14 protein-coding genes, 1 other RNA gene and 1 pseudogene are annotated in these 16,691 nt (G+C 53.6%); 14 read left to right on the top strand and 2 right to left on the bottom strand.

The genetic code is table 11. The features are described 5' to 3' along the window. Window positions 1-17: 17 nt before the first annotated feature. Window positions 18-527 (top strand): BON domain-containing protein, encoded by a 510-nt coding sequence (locus tag B3355_RS08075; protein ID WP_292782428.1) that lies wholly within the window; start codon window positions 18-20, stop codon window positions 525-527. A 20-nt stretch (window positions 528-547) separates the two neighbouring features. Here B3355_RS08075 and ung read toward each other — a convergent pair whose 3' ends face one another. Continuing rightward, complete coding sequence (gene ung / locus B3355_RS08070; protein ID WP_292782425.1) at window positions 548-1,240, bottom strand: uracil-DNA glycosylase; 693 nt, start codon at window positions 1,238-1,240, stop codon at window positions 548-550. A 61-nt stretch (window positions 1,241-1,301) separates the two neighbouring features. Between ung and rnpB the strand changes: the two genes are divergently transcribed. Beyond that, window positions 1,302-1,634, top strand: an RNA gene (rnpB, locus tag B3355_RS08065) — RNase P RNA component class A. Between the two features lie 43 nt (window positions 1,635-1,677). On the opposite strand, the gene B3355_RS08060 is transcribed toward rnpB, so the two are convergent. After that, window positions 1,678-2,064 carry a glutaredoxin family protein gene (locus B3355_RS08060; protein WP_292782422.1) on the bottom strand — a complete coding sequence of 129 codons (387 nt, stop codon included), beginning with the start codon at window positions 2,062-2,064 and terminating at the stop codon, window positions 1,678-1,680. A 329-nt stretch (window positions 2,065-2,393) separates the two neighbouring features. Here B3355_RS08060 and mraZ point away from each other — a divergent pair, with 329 nt between their 5' ends. The 12 genes and pseudogenes from mraZ (at window position 2,394) to B3355_RS08000 (ending at window position 16,691) form a co-directional block, all read left to right on the top strand. Further along, complete coding sequence (gene mraZ / locus B3355_RS08055) at window positions 2,394-2,840, top strand: division/cell wall cluster transcriptional repressor MraZ (protein WP_019883493.1); 447 nt, start codon at window positions 2,394-2,396, stop codon at window positions 2,838-2,840. Further along, on the top strand, window positions 2,837-3,826 hold the full coding sequence (rsmH, locus tag B3355_RS08050; RefSeq protein WP_292782418.1) for a 16S rRNA (cytosine(1402)-N(4))-methyltransferase RsmH: 990 nt from the start codon (window positions 2,837-2,839) through the stop codon (window positions 3,824-3,826). Before mraZ ends, rsmH begins: the two co-directional genes overlap by 4 nt. An 8-nt stretch (window positions 3,827-3,834) precedes the next feature. Continuing rightward, entirely contained in the window at window positions 3,835-4,113 is a 279-nt protein-coding gene (gene ftsL, locus B3355_RS08045; RefSeq protein ID WP_019883491.1) for a cell division protein FtsL, read from the top strand. Between the two features lie 25 nt (window positions 4,114-4,138). Continuing rightward, window positions 4,139-5,866 carry a peptidoglycan D,D-transpeptidase FtsI family protein gene (locus tag B3355_RS08040; protein WP_369798315.1) on the top strand — a complete coding sequence of 576 codons (1,728 nt, stop codon included), beginning with the start codon at window positions 4,139-4,141 and terminating at the stop codon, window positions 5,864-5,866. Next, a complete protein-coding gene (gene murF, locus B3355_RS08035) occupies window positions 5,863-8,712 on the top strand; it encodes a bifunctional UDP-N-acetylmuramoyl-L-alanyl-D-glutamate--2,6-diaminopimelate ligase MurE/UDP-N-acetylmuramoyl-tripeptide--D-alanyl-D-alanine ligase MurF (RefSeq protein WP_349679996.1) in 2,850 nt (949 codons plus the stop codon). Before B3355_RS08040 ends, murF begins: the two co-directional genes overlap by 4 nt. A gap of 7 nt (window positions 8,713-8,719) precedes the next feature. Next, the gene (gene mraY, locus B3355_RS08030; protein ID WP_292782413.1) at window positions 8,720-9,823 is read left to right on the top strand and encodes a phospho-N-acetylmuramoyl-pentapeptide-transferase; all 1,104 of its coding nucleotides are present in this window, start codon (window positions 8,720-8,722) and stop codon (window positions 9,821-9,823) included. A 28-nt stretch (window positions 9,824-9,851) separates the two neighbouring features. After that, window positions 9,852-11,222, top strand: coding sequence for a UDP-N-acetylmuramoyl-L-alanine--D-glutamate ligase (gene murD, locus B3355_RS08025; RefSeq protein ID WP_292782410.1), 1,371 nt, complete (start codon window positions 9,852-9,854; stop codon window positions 11,220-11,222). After that, window positions 11,207-12,381, top strand: a pseudogene (gene ftsW, locus B3355_RS08020) (putative lipid II flippase FtsW). The gene murD and the pseudogene ftsW overlap by 16 nt, the downstream one beginning before the upstream one ends. Then, the gene (gene murG, locus B3355_RS08015; protein WP_292782407.1) at window positions 12,381-13,481 is read left to right on the top strand and encodes an undecaprenyldiphospho-muramoylpentapeptide beta-N-acetylglucosaminyltransferase; all 1,101 of its coding nucleotides are present in this window, start codon (window positions 12,381-12,383) and stop codon (window positions 13,479-13,481) included. The pseudogene ftsW and the gene murG overlap by 1 nt, the downstream one beginning before the upstream one ends. Then, complete coding sequence (gene murC, locus B3355_RS08010) at window positions 13,478-14,872, top strand: UDP-N-acetylmuramate--L-alanine ligase (RefSeq protein ID WP_024930569.1); 1,395 nt, start codon at window positions 13,478-13,480, stop codon at window positions 14,870-14,872. The genes murG and murC overlap by 4 nt, the downstream gene beginning before the upstream one ends. Next, the gene (gene murB / locus B3355_RS08005) at window positions 14,869-15,774 is read left to right on the top strand and encodes a UDP-N-acetylmuramate dehydrogenase (RefSeq protein ID WP_292782402.1); all 906 of its coding nucleotides are present in this window, start codon (window positions 14,869-14,871) and stop codon (window positions 15,772-15,774) included. The genes murC and murB overlap by 4 nt, the downstream gene beginning before the upstream one ends. Continuing rightward, complete coding sequence (locus B3355_RS08000; RefSeq protein WP_292782398.1) at window positions 15,771-16,691, top strand: D-alanine--D-alanine ligase; 921 nt, start codon at window positions 15,771-15,773, stop codon at window positions 16,689-16,691. The genes murB and B3355_RS08000 overlap by 4 nt, the downstream gene beginning before the upstream one ends.

The following is a 16,691-nucleotide window of genomic DNA, read 5'->3' as shown; positions in this document are numbered from 1 at the left end:
ACATTGGAGGGTAAGCGATGAACAACAAGTGGTTGATGGCAGGATTCGGTGTGATGTCTGGTGTGATATTCAGTGCGCAGACATTTGCGGTGACGATAGACGAAATGCGCGGAGAGCAAGCGCCGTATGCACAAGCCTTTAAAGCGGTAGATGCGGATGGTAATGGCAAGTTGTCCAAGAAAGAGGCTGCCAAGGATAAGGATTTTCACACCGGCTCTTTTGCTAAAGCGGATACAAACCATAATGGCAGCCTAGATCTGGACGAGTTCGCCGCTTATAAATCCAAGGTGGATAACGCTGAAAATAAACAGGCAGCGACTGACAGTGCCATTACCGCCAAAATCAAGTCTAAACTCCTGGTAGAAAAAAACTTTAGCAGCTTTAAAGTCAGTGTCGAAACCAAAGATAATGTGGTGATTTTGAGCGGCTTTGTCGATAACGCCGAGCAGAAAACGCGCGCTGAAAAGATTGCCGCCAGTGTCAGTGGCGTGAAATCAGTCAAAAATGCGCTGGTTGTTAAGCCTTAGTTGGCGGTGCTTGTCCGGATTTATAGTTGCCAGTTAATCGGCGCCTGCCCTTTGCTGCTTAGGTACTGATTGATGCTGGAAAACTGGTGATTGCCAAAAAATCCCCGGTGCGCCGACAGTGGTGAAGGGTGTACGGATTTTAAAACCAGATGTTTATTGGGGTCTATCATGGCCCCTTTCTTTTGGGCATAGCTGCCCCACAATACAAACACCAAGCCTTCCCTATGCTGGTTGAGCGCGGCAATGGCGGCATCGGTAAATTGCTCCCAGCCCCGGTTCTGGTGCGAGCCAGCATTGGCCAGTTGTACCGTCAGTGTAGCGTTCAATAGTAATACGCCCTGATCTGCCCAGGCAGTCAGGTCGCCGCTCCCGCTCATGCGTACGCCTAAATCCGCCTGAATCTCCTTGAAAATATTCATCAGCGAAGGCGGCAAAGCGACGCCTGGCGGTACTGAGAAACTTAGGCCATGCGCTTGTCCCGGGCCATGGTAAGGGTCTTGCCCGATAATCACCACACGCACTTTGTCGAACGGGGTATGGTTAAACGCATTGAAGATCAGTGGCCCCGGCGGAAAGATGGTTTTGCCGGCGACTTTTTCCTGCTGCAAAAACGTTTTCAGTGTTTGCATATAAGGCTTGTCGAATTCAGCGCCGATGTGGGTTTGCCAGGAAGGGTCTAGCTGGCCGGACTTTTCTGTTGTGGTCATGATCATTGGAGACGGGAATGTTTTTTCAATATTATAGGTCTAGTGGTCCGCGTGGTAAAATAGCCATGAAGCCAACCAGACAGTCGCCGCCTGTGCAAACAGGGGGAGGAAAGTCCGGGCTGCACAGAGCGGGATGACGGCTAACGGCCGTACGCTGAAAGCTGGTAACAGTATAAGGTGAGGAATAGGGCCACAGAGACGAGCGTATTAAGTTACGGTGAAACGCGGTAACCTCCATCTGCAGCAATATCAAATAGGCTGGCATTTTACGCAAGTAATAAGGCGTGGCTCGCGCTGCCAGCGGGTAGATAGCTTGAGCGTGTGAGCAATTGCACGCCTAGATGAATGACTGTCGCCACGCAAGTGGATACAGAACCCGGCTTATCGGTTGGCTTTACTTTCTCTTGCCTCACCATTNNCAGAACCCGGCTTACCGGTTGGCTTTATTTTTCCTTCATCATGTTTTGCTTAAGCATGGTCTGCGCCTGGCGCGCTTGCCATTGATCCAGCGCTGCGCTGATGCGCTGTTCGTTGTACCCTCGCACCACTTCCCCTGCAATCAGCAACACCGGCACGCCTTTGCCTGCCAGCCGCTGGTATTGAGCCTGCGCTTCGGCAGACCTTTCAATGTTGACTTCCTGATAGCTAATCTGCCGTTGTTGCAGTAATGCCCTGGTCTTTTCGCAGTAAGGGCACCAGTCGGTGGCGTACAGCAGCACTTTGCCGTGGCTGTAGTCTGGTGTCGGCGTCAAGGAGTACCACCATGCGCGCCACTCCATGGCCAGTAAAATGCCTGCGCCTATGATTAAAAATTTCAATCTGCTGGACATATATGTATTGGATGGTTGGGTGCTGGTTGGTGTGTTTTATTTGACCAAGTCGGACCTTTTTTGATGCTAAAAAAGTCAGCAGAAAATAACATTTTTTAATTATTCAATATTTTCAATGNNCAATTTTATGTGTTAATTGCGCCAATCTCTTGATTTAAATTGCTTTGTTAAAACGCTCTAAGTCTTTGTCTTTAAAAGAGATTTTTTCTCCCAAAGTGCTTGCCAAGCACTTTTTTTTTATCTATAGTGTGCAAAAGGGTGATTTTGTGTTGAATTGTGGGAAATTTATCCCGCTTTTGATCAAAACAGGTTGGTAAGGACAATATTCCATGTTTCGCGGGGCGGTACAGTTAAGTTTGGATGCAAAGGGGCGGCTCAGTGTGCCAGCCAAGCATCGTGACGCCCTGACGGCTGGCGGGCAGGGCGAAGTTGTGCTCACGGCCCACCCGCACCGTTGTCTGATTCTGTATCCAAAAACAGCTTGGGAGCCGATTGAAACCAAGCTGACCAGTTTGTCCAGTTTTAATCCTCAGACCAGTGGTATTCAGCGCATGATCGTCGGTCAGGCAGATGTGATGCATCTGGATTCTGCCGGTCGCTTGCTGGTGAATGCCGTACTGCGCAAGTTTGCCAAGCTCGATAAAGACGTGATGATGGTCGGGCAAGGTAGTCATTTTGAGTTGTGGGATCTGGCAGCATGGGATCAGCAGCTGGAGAGCCTGATGGCGACCGACCAGTTGCAGATACCGCAAGAGCTAGAAGGATTCTCGCTATGACGCGGGGCGCGAAGTCAGCGCCCGCGTCCTTGACGGAAACGTCAGTGTCACCAGTCGCCGCCAGTCATATCACCGTGTTGTTGCATGAGGCGGTGGATGCGCTGAACGTACAGGCCGATGGCGTGTATGTCGATGGCACCTTCGGGCGTGGCGGGCATAGCCGACTTATTCTTTCCAAATTAGGTAGCAAAGGGCGCTTGATCGGCTTGGATCGCGATCTGGCAGCGGTCGCGCATGGGCAAACGATTGCCGATGCGCGTTTTACGATGGTACATGCGCATTTTTCCGCCATGGCAGCAGTGTTGGCCGAGATGGATGTGCAGGCGGTAGACGGAATATTGCTCGACCTGGGCATTTCGTCGCCGCAAATTGATGAGGGTGTGCGTGGTTTCAGTTTCCGTTTTGACGGACCGCTGGATATGCGCATGGATCAAAGTCGGGGCAAAACCGCCGCAGAGTGGCTGGCGACGATGTCTGAAAAACAATTGGCTGAGGTGATTAGAGATTATGGTGAAGAACGGTTTGCTAAGCAGGTTGCAAGGGCGATTGTTAAAGAGCGCGAAGATGGGCATGCCATCACCACTACAGGGCAACTTGCCAAGATCGTGGCAGGCGCCATCCCCAAGAATGAGCCGGGCCAGAACCCTGCAACGCGCACATTTCAAGCTCTACGGATTTTCGTCAATCAAGAGCTTGAGGAACTCTCGCTAGTGCTGCCAGATTGCCTGCAGCTGCTGCGTCCGCAAGGTCGGTTGGCGGTGATCAGCTTTCACTCGCTGGAAGATCGTATCGTCAAGCGCTTTATCCAGTCTGAAGTGGATAGAGATAACTTGCCTGCCGGATTGCCTGTGCGCGCTAAGGATTTACCGCAGCCGCGCTTACTGGCTGTGGGTAAGGCCATCAAGCCTGGTAAGGCGGAAGTGGCGGCTAATGTGCGTTCACGCAGTGCGGTGTTGCGTGTGGCTGAACGCACGCAGGTGCAATAGGCTGTTTCATGATCCGGCTCAATTTGATTTTGTTTGCGTTGACGATTGCCATGGCTTTGGGCGTGGTGACGGCGCAATACAAGGCGCGCAAATTGTATTTTGAGCTGGACAGGCAAGAAGTGTTGACCAAGCAATATATGACGGAATATGACCAGTTGCAGATCGAGCAAAGCACCTGGGCCATGCATTCGCGGCTGGAAGACTTTGCGACCACGCGTTTGCATATGCATAGCCCGAGCATGCAGCAGACACAAGTGATCATGGTTGATGTGCCGCCTGCGCCATAACCGGAATCATTGCGAGTGAATGGTCATGCTGCTTAAAGAGAGTCAACACAAGCTGGTGAAATTGCCGGCCTGGCGCAGAAGAACGCTGCTGGTATTGCTGTTGTTGAGTTTTGTCTTGCTGCTGGGGCGCGGGTTTTACCTGCAAACCTTGCATAAAGACTACCTGATTAAAAAAGGTGAAGCGTTTTCGCGACGCAAAGTGGTGTTGATGCCGCATCGCGGCAAGATTTATGACCGTAATTTCAAGCCATTGGCGATCAGTTTACCGGTGGAGTCAGTGTGGGCAAACCCGACTGACGTGCAGGTGACTGCGGTGCAGTTGAAGCAAATGGCCAAGCTGCTGGATATGCCAGCCAAGGAATTGCAACAAAAGCTGCAAAAAAAGAAAAAAGAATTTGTTTATATCAAACGGAGAGTGGCGCCCGATGTGGCAAAACAGGTGATGGCGATGAAAGTGCCCGGCGTATTCAGTCAAAAGGAATACAAACGCTTCTACCCGGCGGCAGAAGTGACGGCGCATATCGTCGGTTTTACTGGGGTGGATGACACTGGCGTTGAAGGTATGGAGCTTTACCGTAACCACGTATTGTCTGGCAGCGCAGGTAAGCGTGATTTTGTGCGTGACCGCAAAGGCCATGTGGTGGAAGACCTGGTCGCCGTGAAGTTGCCGCACGATGGCCAGGACCTGGTGCTGAGCATAGACCGTACTGTGCAATATGTGGTGCATAGAGAATTGTCACGGGCGGTTGAAAAACATAAAGCCAAAGCGGCGGCGGCTGTGGTGCTGGATGCAAAAACCGGTGAAGTGCTGGCGTTGGTGAATATTCCGACCTACAACCCGAACAATCCGGTCAATGTGGCCAGCAAGTTGCGCAACTCCGCCATCGTGAATATTTTTGAACCGGGTTCGACCATGAAGCCGGTCACTGCGGCGGCGGCGATGGAGTTTGGCCCATATCAGCCGGATACCAAAATCCAGACGGCGCCGGGCTACCTGCGCATAGGTACGGCCACCATTCATGACGCGCACCCGAACCAGGTGTTGACCGTGTCACAAGTGATCCAGAAATCCTCCAACGTCGGTTCGGCCAAAATGGCGCTCGATTTAAATCGCGAGCAGTTGTGGAACACCTATGTACAACTGGGCTTTGGCTCAGCCACCAAGATTGGTTTTCCTGGTGAGGCCTCAGGCAAAGTGCGCGACTACAAAACCTGGCGCCCGATTGAGCAGGCCACCATGTCTTACGGTCACGGCATTAGCGTGACCTTGTTGCAATTGGCGCGCGCCTACACCGTGTTTGCCAATGAAGGTGAGTTATTGCCGGTGACTTTAACCAAGTTGTCTGAGCCGCCGGTCGGCCGTCCAGTGTTTTCTGCCAAAGTGGCCAACGCAGTTAAGGATATGCTGGAGCTGGTAGTGCAGCCAGGCGGCACAGCATTAAAAGCACAGGTGACGGGTTATCGCGTCGCTGGCAAAACCGGCACCGCGCATAAATTGGGTGATCATGGCTACGAACATGATAAATATGTGGGTTCTTTTGTTGGCATGGTGCCTGCCTCCAATCCGCGCCTGATTATGGCGGTGATGATAGATGAGCCCAGCAATGGTGAATATTACGGCGGCAGTGTGGCTGCGCCGGTGTTTAGTGCCGTCATGAATGATGTGCTGCGTATGCTGGTGGTGCCGCAAGATGGCAATGCTATTCCAGCGACCACCCCGGCTGATGCGGCTGAAGTGAAGGAGGCGATGTGAGTAAATATATTATTCCAGCGCCGGTACATGGCATCACCGCAGATAGCCGCCAGGTGGAAAAGCATGGCTTGTTCCTGGCTTACCCGGGACAGCACAGCGATGGCCGCGATTATATTGAAGATGCGATTGCCAAAGGCGCCAATACCGTGATCTGGGATAGTCAGGGCTTCGACTGGAATCCATCCTGGAATGTACACAATATTGCTATTGCCGATCTGAAGTCGCAGGTTGGTCATATTGCCAGCCAGTTTTATAAAGACCCGTCCGAACAAATGTGGTGCATAGGGGTGACTGGCACCAACGGCAAAACAACGGTGACGCACTGGCTGGCCCAGGCTTACCGTTTCCTGCAACAAAAATCTGCTGTGATTGGCACATTGGGTAATGGCGCGCTGGACGATTTGCAGCCGACGCAAAATACCACGCCCGGCCCGGTAGAGCTGCAAAAAGTGCTGGCGAATTTTGTGCTGGATGATGTGCGCACGGTGGCCATGGAGGTGTCTTCTCACGGTCTGGATCAAGGCCGTGTCAATGGCGTAGCCTTTGATGTCGCGGTGCTAACCAATATCACGCGTGATCATCTTGATTATCACCTGACCATGGAAGCCTACCAGGCGGCCAAACGCAAACTGTTTGACTGGCAAACCCTGTCGGCTGCTGTAGTGAATGCTGATGATGCATTTGGCCTGGCATTGATTGAAGACCTGCGTAAGCAAGGTAAAAAAGTATTGAGTTATGGCCTGCATCAGGAGGCGGATGTGTGCGCAACCGCCGTCACCATGCATGCCACTGGTTTTGAAATTCAGGTGCGTATGGAACAAGGCAGCGGCGATATTCAGTTGCATGCCCTGGGGCAGTTCAATGTCTACAACGCCTTGGCTGTGCTGACTTGCCTGTTAGCGCAGGACGTGGCTTTGCCAGCAGCGCTGCAAGCCGTATCTGGCCTGGTGCCGGTGGCGGGGCGCATGCAGATGTTTGGCGGCGGTGATTTGCCATTGGTGGTGGTTGACTATGCGCATACGCCAGATGCCCTGGAAAAAGCATTACATACCTTGCGTATTCAGGCGCGCGGCAAATTGAGCTGCGTGTTTGGTTGCGGTGGTGACCGTGACAGCGGCAAGCGTAGCGAAATGGGGCGTATTGCTGACACGCTGGCGGATAGCGTGATGGTGACCAATGACAATCCACGCAGTGAAAATCCTTACGCGATTATTGCGGCGATTGCCGAAGGCATGGCGCGTGAAGTGACCGTGGAAACCGACAGGGCCAAAGCCATTGCTCTCGCCATTAGCCAGGCTGGCAAGGGCGATGTGGTGCTGGTTGCCGGTAAAGGCCATGAAGATTATCAGGAGATCCAGGGCATACGCTATCCATTTAGCGATGCCGCTTGGGTGCAAAGCGCGTTGAAAAAAAAACGTGTTGAATCAGAACGCTTTGAATCAGAAGGCACAGGCATGATCGCGCTGCAAACCATTGCTGAAGTATTACAAGGCCGTTTACAGGCGGTGAATGGGCATGGCGCGGATATCACTGTGACCTCTGTCGATACCGATAGCCGTCGCGTGCAAGTCGGGCAGTTGTTCGTTGCCTTGCCAGGTGAAAAATTTGATGGCCATGATTTCTTGCCGCAAGTGGCGACGCAAGGTGCCGTCGCTGCGCTGGTGAGCAAGCCTGTCGATGGTGGTTTGCCAACAGTGCTGGTCAAAGATACCCGTCTGGCTTTGGGGCAGTTAGCCAGCTGGTGGCGCCAGCAGCTGGCTTTGCCGCTGATTGCAGTCACCGGCAGTAATGGCAAGACCACTACCAAGGAAATGATCGCCGCCATTATGCAAGTGCATGTCGGCAGCGCTGACAAAGTATTGGCCACGGCCGGTAACTTTAATAACGATATCGGTATGCCGCTGACCTTGTTGCGTTTGCGTGCAAATCATCGCTGTGCCGTGATTGAAATGGGTATGAATCATTTAGGTGAGATCGATTACCTGACCCGCCTGGCACGACCGAATGTGGCGGTGATTAACAACGCCGGGACGGCGCATATTGGCGAATTGGGTTCGCGTGCAAACATTGCCAAAGCCAAAGGCGAGATATTTGCAGGCTTGAACCATGACGGTATCGCCGTGATTAATGCGGACAGTGAGTTTGCAGAGGACTGGCGTGGTTTGAACGCAGGGCGTCGTGTGCTGAGTTTTGGCTTGCACGCCGCCGCCGATGTTCGTGGTGAAATGCTGGATGCTGAGGCTGGCTTCAAGCTGCATTATCAGGGCAACAGCATCACGTTAACACTGGCAGTGCCGGGCGTGCACAACATCATGAATGCATTGGCAGCTGCCGCTGCGAGTTTAGCCGCAGGCGCCAGCCTGGCCGATGTTACTCAAGGGTTGCAAGGCTTTGCCGGGGTCAAAGGGCGTTTGCAAGTGAAAACGGCTGCTAACGGCGCCAAAGTGATTGATGACACGTATAACGCCAATCCAGATTCCATGCAGGCGGCGCTGGATGTGTTGAAAAATGCCGGTTCAAATACGGTGTTTGTGATGGGTGATATGGGCGAGCTGGGGGCGGATGCAGAAGCCATGCATGCGCAGATCGGTCGTTATGCAAAACAGCAAGGGATTGGCAAATTGTATGCACTGGGTCAATTCACGCAAGCGGCAGTGCAGGCGTTCGGTGCGCAAGCACACCATTTTGCCTCGGTAGAAGCCTTGGTTTCTGCTTTGCAGGCAGAGACCACCGCCGATGATGTGGTGTTGGTAAAAGGCTCGCGCTTTATGCAAATGGAGCGTGTGGTGAATGCGCTAGTGGAATCGTTGGTGGAATCGCAAGCCACTGAATTAGTGGGGAAATAGGAAACATATGTTATTAGAACTGACGAAATGGCTGGCATCGGATGTACATGGATTTCATGTGTTTAACTACATCACGTTCCGTGCCGTCCTGGCGACGCTGACGGCGCTGGCGATCTCATTCCTGGTTGGCCCGGCCATGATTCGCAAGCTGACCGAGTACAAGGTCGGCCAGGCGGTACGTGATGATGGTCCACAAACACACCTGGTCAAGGCAGGTACACCAACCATGGGTGGTGCCCTGATCCTGGTGGCGATTTCAGTGTCGACTTTGCTATGGGGTAATTTGCATAACCGCTTTATCTGGGTAGTGCTGATTACGACACTGGGATTTGGCGCAGTGGGCTGGGTCGATGACTACCGCAAAGTGGTCTATAAAAACCCTAAAGGCCTGTCTGCCAAAGCTAAATATTTCTGGCAAAGCCTGGTTGGCCTGGGGGTAGCAGGGTTTTTATATGCCACGTCGACCACACCGGTTGAAACGACGTTGATCGTACCTTTCTTTAAGCACCTGGTATTCCCGCTGGGCGCGGTGGGCTTCATCGTGCTGACTTACCTGGTGATTGTCGGTAGCAGCAACGCCGTGAACCTGACCGACGGCCTGGATGGCCTGGCGACCTTGCCAACCGTGATGGTCGGCAGTGCGCTGGCGATTTTCTCTTATGTGGCTGGTCACGCGGTGTTCTCCAAATACCTGGGTATTCCTTATGTCGCCGGTGCCAGCGAATTGATGGTGTTTTGCGCGGCCATGGCGGGTGCCGGCTTGGGCTTTTTGTGGTTTAACGCTTATCCGGCAGAAGTGTTTATGGGCGATGTCGGCGCGCTGGCACTGGGTGCTGCACTAGGTGTAGTGGCGGTGATTGTGCGCCAGGAGATCGTACTGTTCATCATGGGCGGTGTGTTTGTGATTGAAACCTTCTCGGTGGCGGCACAGGTGCTGTATTTCAAATATACCAAGAAGATGACAGGTACCGGCAAGCGTATTTTTCTGATGGCGCCTTTGCATCATCACTACGAGCAAAAAGGCTGGAAAGAGACGCAAGTCGTCGTGCGTTTCTGGATTATTACCATGATGTTGGTGCTGGTGGGGTTATCCACCTTGAAATTGCGATAAGACACGGAATGCATCGTCAGGCGTGAACATGAAAAAACAGTTTGAACAACAGCGGATTGCAGTACTGGGACTGGGTGACACCGGCTTCTCGGCTTTGCGCTGGCTGCGCCATATGGGTGCAGATGTAGTGATGTTCGACTCACGCCTGCACCCGGCTGGGCAAGATCGTTTGCTTGCGGAGTTTCCGGAGGTGGAGTGCCACCTGGGGCCTTTTAACCATGCCTTGTTATCCAGCATGGATTTGATTGTGGCCAGTCCTGGCGTCTCTCTCAATGAGCCAGTCATTGCACAGCTGATGGCGCAGGGCAAGCATGTGGTCGGCGATGTTGAGTTGTTTGCGCGCTTTCGTGCCCCTTATGCCAAGGTGATCGCGATTACCGGTTCCAACGGTAAAACAACCGTCACGTCACTGGTGGGTGAAATCTGCAAGCAGGCTGGATTGAATACCATTGTTGCCGGCAATATCGGTTTGCCAGTGCTGGATACCTTGCAGATGACGGCACCTGATGTTTATGTGCTGGAGTTATCCAGCTTCCAGCTGGAAGGGATCCATCAGCTGCAAATAGATGCGGCGACTATTCTCAACCTGTCTGAAGATCATATGGATCGCTATGACGGCATGGAAGGCTATGCGCAAGCCAAGGCACGCATTTACCAGCACGCGCGCATTGCTGTGGTGAATCGTGATGACCCTGCCAGCGCGGCCTTGGCCGGTCAGTTGCCACAGGTATCGTTTGGTGTGAATCCGGCACCGTCGATCAATGATTACGGACTCAACGACGCCGGCTGGTTATGCGCGGGCAACCGTCATTACATTGAAGCTGACAGCTTGCAGATTCGTGGCAAACACAATATCGCCAACGCGCTGGCAGCCATTGCGCTGACGCAAGCGATCGGCATCGACAAAGTCTCTATCCTGCATACGGTGCAAGCATTTGCAGGCTTGCCGCATCGCGTAGAGTGGGTGGCGAATATCGACGATGTCGATTTCTATGATGATTCTAAAGGCACCAATGTGGGCGCGACCTGCGCTGCGATTAGTGGCATGCTCAAGCAGGGCAAGCCACAGAAAGTAGTATTGATTGCCGGTGGTGATGGCAAGGGCCAGGACTTTACGCCTTTGCGTGAAGCGATTTTGCATCACGCCAGAGCCGTGGTGCTTATCGGTCGCGATGCGCCAAAAATCCAGCAAGTCTTGCATAACCTGCAATTGCCAGTCGTCGATGCTGTCGACTTAACCGCCGCTGTCCATATTGCCAAAACCCTGGCCGAAGAAGGCGACGCAGTTCTGTTATCACCAGCTTGTGCCAGCTTTGATATGTTCCGCAATTACGAACATCGAGCCGAAGTATTCGTTGAGGCTGTGAAAGCCATGGAGGCCGCATGCTTGGGCCATTGATGATGAACCGCGAGCGTTATAACTCCCCCAGTTACGATGTATCGCTGTTGTGGGTGGTGTTGTCCTTGCTGGCGTTTGGCATGGTCATGGTGTATTCCGCCTCGATTGCTTACGCAGACTCAAGCAAGATGTTTGGTCATAACAGCACTTATTTCCTGATGCGTCAGGCCTTGTATATCGTGGTCGGCCTGGTGGCGGCCGTGATTGTGTTCCAGGTGCCTATGGCCTGGTGGCAAAAGATGTCGCCTTACCTGTTCATTATGGGCATCGTCTTGCTGATCATGGTGCTGATTCCCGGCATCGGCAAAGTGGTCAATGGCAGCCGTCGCTGGATTTCCTTGCTCGTTATGAATCTGCAACCTTCAGAGCTCATGAAGCTGTTTATCGCCATGTATGCCTCCGATTACGCTGTACGCAAAGCCGGTAGCATGCATAGCTTTAAAAAAGGATTCTTGCCCATGCTGGGTGTGATGGTATTTGTCGGTGTGTTGCTGCTGAAGGAGCCGGATTTCGGTGCCTTTGCCGTCACCGCCTCCATTGCTTTCTCCATCATGTGGCTGGGCGGCGTCAACCTCAAGGTGTTCCTGGCCATGCTGGGCGCATTGCCATTGGCTGTGATCGGCCTGGTGGTGATGGAGCCCTATCGTCTGGAACGTATGAAAGGCTTCCTGAATCCCTTTGATGACCCGTTTGATACCGGTTACCAGTTGTCACATGCGCTGATCGCGTTTGGCCGTGGCGAGTTCTGGGGTGTAGGGCTCGGTGGCAGCGTGGAAAAATTATTGTACTTGCCAGAAGCGCATACCGACTTCCTGTTGGCGGTGGTGGCTGAAGAGCTGGGGTATGTCGGCGTGCTGGTAGTGGTGTTGCTGTTTGCCTGGCTGGTCATTCGCGCCTTCAGTATTGCCAAAGAAGCCGTGGCTAACGAACGTTATTACTCTGCCTTGCTGGCGCAAGGCATTGGTGTGTGGATGGGCGTGCAAGGCTTTATCAATATGGGCGTGAACATGGGCCTGCTGCCGACCAAAGGGCTGACTTTGCCATTGTTGTCTTACGGCGGCAGCAGGCCCATGTTCNNATCCTGGCGAATTGCATTGCGCTGTCGGTGCTGCTGCGTATCGATTTCGAGAACCGTCGCTTGCAGAAAGGCTTGAACTGATGAGCCGTTCATACACATTGATGGTGATGGCCGGTGGCACCGGTGGGCATGTTTACCCAGCCATGGCGGTGGCCGACGCGCTGCATGCGCAAGGCTGGAAAATCGTCTGGCTGGCCACTGAAGGCGGTATGGAAAATCGCCTGATTGTCGACAAACCTTATGACAAAGCCATGATGACCATGCGAGGCGTGCGTGGCAAAGGCCTGCTGGGCTGGCTGACTTTGCCGGTGAAGCTGGTGCGTGCCTTTGCACAAGCCAGGCAGGCGATCCGTCAACATCAGCCGGATGTGGTGCTGGGCATGGGCGGTTTTGCTGCGTTTCCGGGCGGTGTGATGGCCAGGTTAGCTGGCGTGCCGCTGGTGATTCATGAGCAAAACTCAATTGCAGGGCTGACCAATAAAGTGTTGGCCAAGATCGCTCACCGTGTATTGACTGGTTTCCCGGGGGCTTTGGGCACTAAAGGCGAGATGGTAGGTAATCCTGTACGTGAAGGCATTACGACATTGCCCACGCCGGAGCAACGTTTTGCCGAGCATCATGGCGTGCTGCGTGTGTTAGTGGTGGGCGGCAGCCTGGGTGCAGTGGCGTTGAATACCTTGTTGCCACAGGCGTTTGCGCAATTACCTGTCAATGCGCGTCCGCAGATTATTCACCAGGCCGGTGAAAAACAGTTTGAAGCACTGAAAAAGGCTTATGCCGATGCTGGTGTAGCTGCAGATTGCCGTGCCTTTATCCACGATATGGCAGAAGTGTATGCCTGGGCGGATTTGGTGATTTGCCGCGCTGGGGCATTGACCGTGGCTGAACTGGCTAATGTTGGTGCCGCCAGCATCCTAGTGCCGTTCCCGTTTGCGGTGGATGACCACCAGACAACGAATGCGGCCTATTTGCAACAGGCGGGCGCCGCTTTACTCATACAGCAACGTGATATGGATGTCGCGCAATTAGCGGCGACTTTGCAAATGCTGGATAGACCGACTTGCCTGGCGATGGCACAGAAAGCACGGGCGTTGGCCAGGCCGCAAGCCACGCAACAGGTTGCACAAATTTGCCAGCAACTGGCGACAGGCAATAAAAAAGGAACACCGGGTTCAGCATGAAACATAAAGTTAAAAAAATACATTTTATCGGTATCGGCGGCTCAGGCATGAGCGGCATTGCCGAGGTGTTGCTGAACCTGGACTTTGAAGTCAGCGGCTCTGACCTGGCCAGCAATGCGACCACCAAACGTTTGCAAGGCTTTGGCGCAACGGTGTTTCAGGGACACGCGACCGAGCATCTCAATGATGCGGACGTGGTGGTAGTATCCAGCGCGATTAACGAAGAGAACCCGGAAATTATCGCCGCACGCGCGCGTAAGGTGCCGGTGATTCCACGCGCAGTGATGTTGGCAGAACTTATGCGCTTCAAGCAAGGCATTGCCATCGCAGGTACGCATGGCAAAACCACGACCACCAGCCTGATTGCCAGCATCCTGGCCGAAGCAGATATGGACCCGACCTTTGTCATCGGCGGCAAGCTGGAAGCTGCCAGCGCTAATGCACGCCTGGGTACCGGCGAGTGGATCGTGGTGGAAGCCGATGAATCTGATGCGTCCTTCTTGCACCTGACCCCGATCATGGCGGTGGTGACCAATATCGATCAGGACCATATGGACACCTATGAACACAGTTTTGAAAAGCTCAAAACTGCGTTTGTTGAATTTTTGCAGCAGATTCCGTTCTGGGGCATGGCGGTGTTGTGTATTGATGATGCCAATGTGCGTGAAATCCTGCCACGCGTGACCCGCCCGGTTACCACTTACGGCACACATGAAGAGGCTGCGATTCGCGCCGAGAATATTGTGGCCGATAACGGCAAGATGCATTTCACGCTAGTGCGTAAAAACGGCGTGACCGTGCGTAACGAAGTGACACTGAACTTGCCCGGCCATCATTATGTATTGAACGCGCTGGCCGCGATTGCTATTGCCACCGAATTAAATGTGCCGGATGCCGCCATTTTGAAAGCCCTGGCAGAGTTCCGCGGCGTTGGTCGCCGTTTTGAGCGTTATGGCGAGATTCCGGCCAATGGCGGGCACTTTACCCTGGTGGATGACTACGGCCATCACCCGATTGAGATGCAGGCTGTGATTGCGGCGGCGCGTGGCGCTTTTCCAGACCGCCGCCTGGTGCTGGCGTTCCAGCCGCATCGTTACACGCGTACGCGTGACTGCTTTGAAGATTTCGTCAAAGTGTTGTCCACCGTTGATGCCTTGTTGCTGACAGAAGTGTACTCGGCAGGAGAAGCACCGATTGTGGCCGCGGATACGCGTAGCCTGATTCGCGCGATTCGGGTGAATGGCAAGGTCGAGCCACGCTTTGTCGAAACCACAGATGAACTGCCAGCCACCATTCTGGAAAGTGTACAACCGGGTGATGTAGTGGTGGTGATGGGCGCTGGCAATATTGGTAGCGTTGCAGCGAAAACCAGAGAGTTGGCTAGCGTATGAGCGCCTCAGGATTAAAAGCGACTGGCCTGCAAGTGCTGAATAACGAGCCATTGGCACGCTATACCAGCTGGCGCGTCGGTGGTCCGGCCGATCGCCTGGTGCTGGCTGATAGCGTAGAGCATTTGCAGCAATTTTTGCAGCAGTTGCCAGCCGGCGAACCACTGACCTTTATTGGTCTGGGCAGTAACTTGCTGGTGCGTGATGGCGGTGTGCGCGGCACAGTCGTGGTCATGCATCAGGCACTGCAAGCGCTGGAGATTCAGGGTGAGCGTGTGTACGCCGATGCCGGTGTGACTTGCGCTAAATTGGCCCGTTTTGCTGCCAGTCACAATAAAGCAGGTGCGGAGTTTATGGCAGGCATTCCAGGCACCGTAGGCGGTGCGCTGGCGATGAACGCCGGTTGTTATGGCGGCGAAACCTGGCAATGGGTAGATCAGGTAAAAACGATTAATCGTCGTGGTGATGTGCAAGTGCGATCACGTACGGAATACCAGCCTAGCTATCGCCATGTGGTGCATCCGGCGGCAGACGAGTGGTTTCTGGGCGGCTGGTTTACGGTGCCCGCAGGCGATGGTAAGGCGTCTGCCGAACAGATCAAGCAGTTGCTGGCAAAACGCCTGGCGAGCCAGCCACTGAATATGCCGAGCGCAGGGTCAACGTTCAGGAATCCTGAGGGGGATTTTGCTGCCAGGTTGATAGAAGCGTCGGGACTCAAAGGCACCACCATTGGTGGGGCGCAGGTGTCTGAAAAGCATGCCAACTTTATTGTGAATTTGGGTCAGGCGACAGCGGCTGACATTGAAACCTTGATTGAGCACGTTAAAACCACGGTGCTTGAACAGCAAGGGATCGCGTTAATACAGGAAGTGAAAGTGATTGGGGAAGGTGTTTTAAAAGTATGAGTGTGAGTCAACAGTCATTTGGCAAGGTCGCGGTACTGTTTGGCGGCCGTTCTGGCGAGCGTGAAGTGTCGCTCAAAAGTGGTTCTGCTGTCTTGGCGGCATTGCAACGTCAGGGCGTGGATGCGCATGCGTTTGATCCGGCCAGTCAGGACCTGTCTGCCTTGAAAGCGTTTGACCGCGCCTTTATCGCCTTGCATGGCCGCTACGGTGAAGACGGCACGATTCAAGGTGCGCTAGAACTCATGGACATTCCTTACACCGGTAGCGGCGTCATGGCCTCTGCGCTGGGCATGGATAAATGGCGCACCAAATTGTTGTGGACAGCTGCTGGCGTCACCACGCCTAACTATGTGCTGATGGACGACCGCACGCACGCTGAAAATGTAGTCACTGCGCTTGGCTTGCCGCTGTTTGTAAAACCGGCCAACGAAGGCTCCAGCATTGGTGTAAGCAAAGTTAAACAGGCGGGCGATTTAATGGCGGCTTATCACCTGGCCAAACAGTCAGACCCGCTGGTGATTGCCGAGCAGTTTGTCGGTGGCGGCGAGTATACCGTCGGCATCCTGGGTGAGACTGCACTGCCTATCGTGCGCATCGTGCCTAAAAACGAATATTACGATTACGAAGCCAAGTATTTGCGTGATGACACCGAGTATCGCTGCCCGAGCGGCCTGTCTGCCGAACAGGAAAAGCAAATCCAGGCCGAAGCCTTGCAGGCTTTTAACGTACTGGGTTGCCGTGGCTGGGGCCGTGTCGACTTTCTGATGGATGAGTCTGGTAAGCACTATTTCCTGGAAGTGAATACCAGCCCGGGTATGACGGATCACAGCCTGGTGCCGATGGCGGCCAAGGCTGCTGGCATGGACTTTGAGGCACTGGTGATTCGTATTTTGCAACAAACGTTGCGTGAAGTGTAA

It is taken from the genome of Methylophilus sp. UBA6697, from assembly GCF_002454655.1.
Classification (GTDB): domain Bacteria; phylum Pseudomonadota; class Gammaproteobacteria; order Burkholderiales; family Methylophilaceae; genus Methylophilus.
This window is presented reverse-complemented; position numbering and strand designations above follow the sequence as displayed.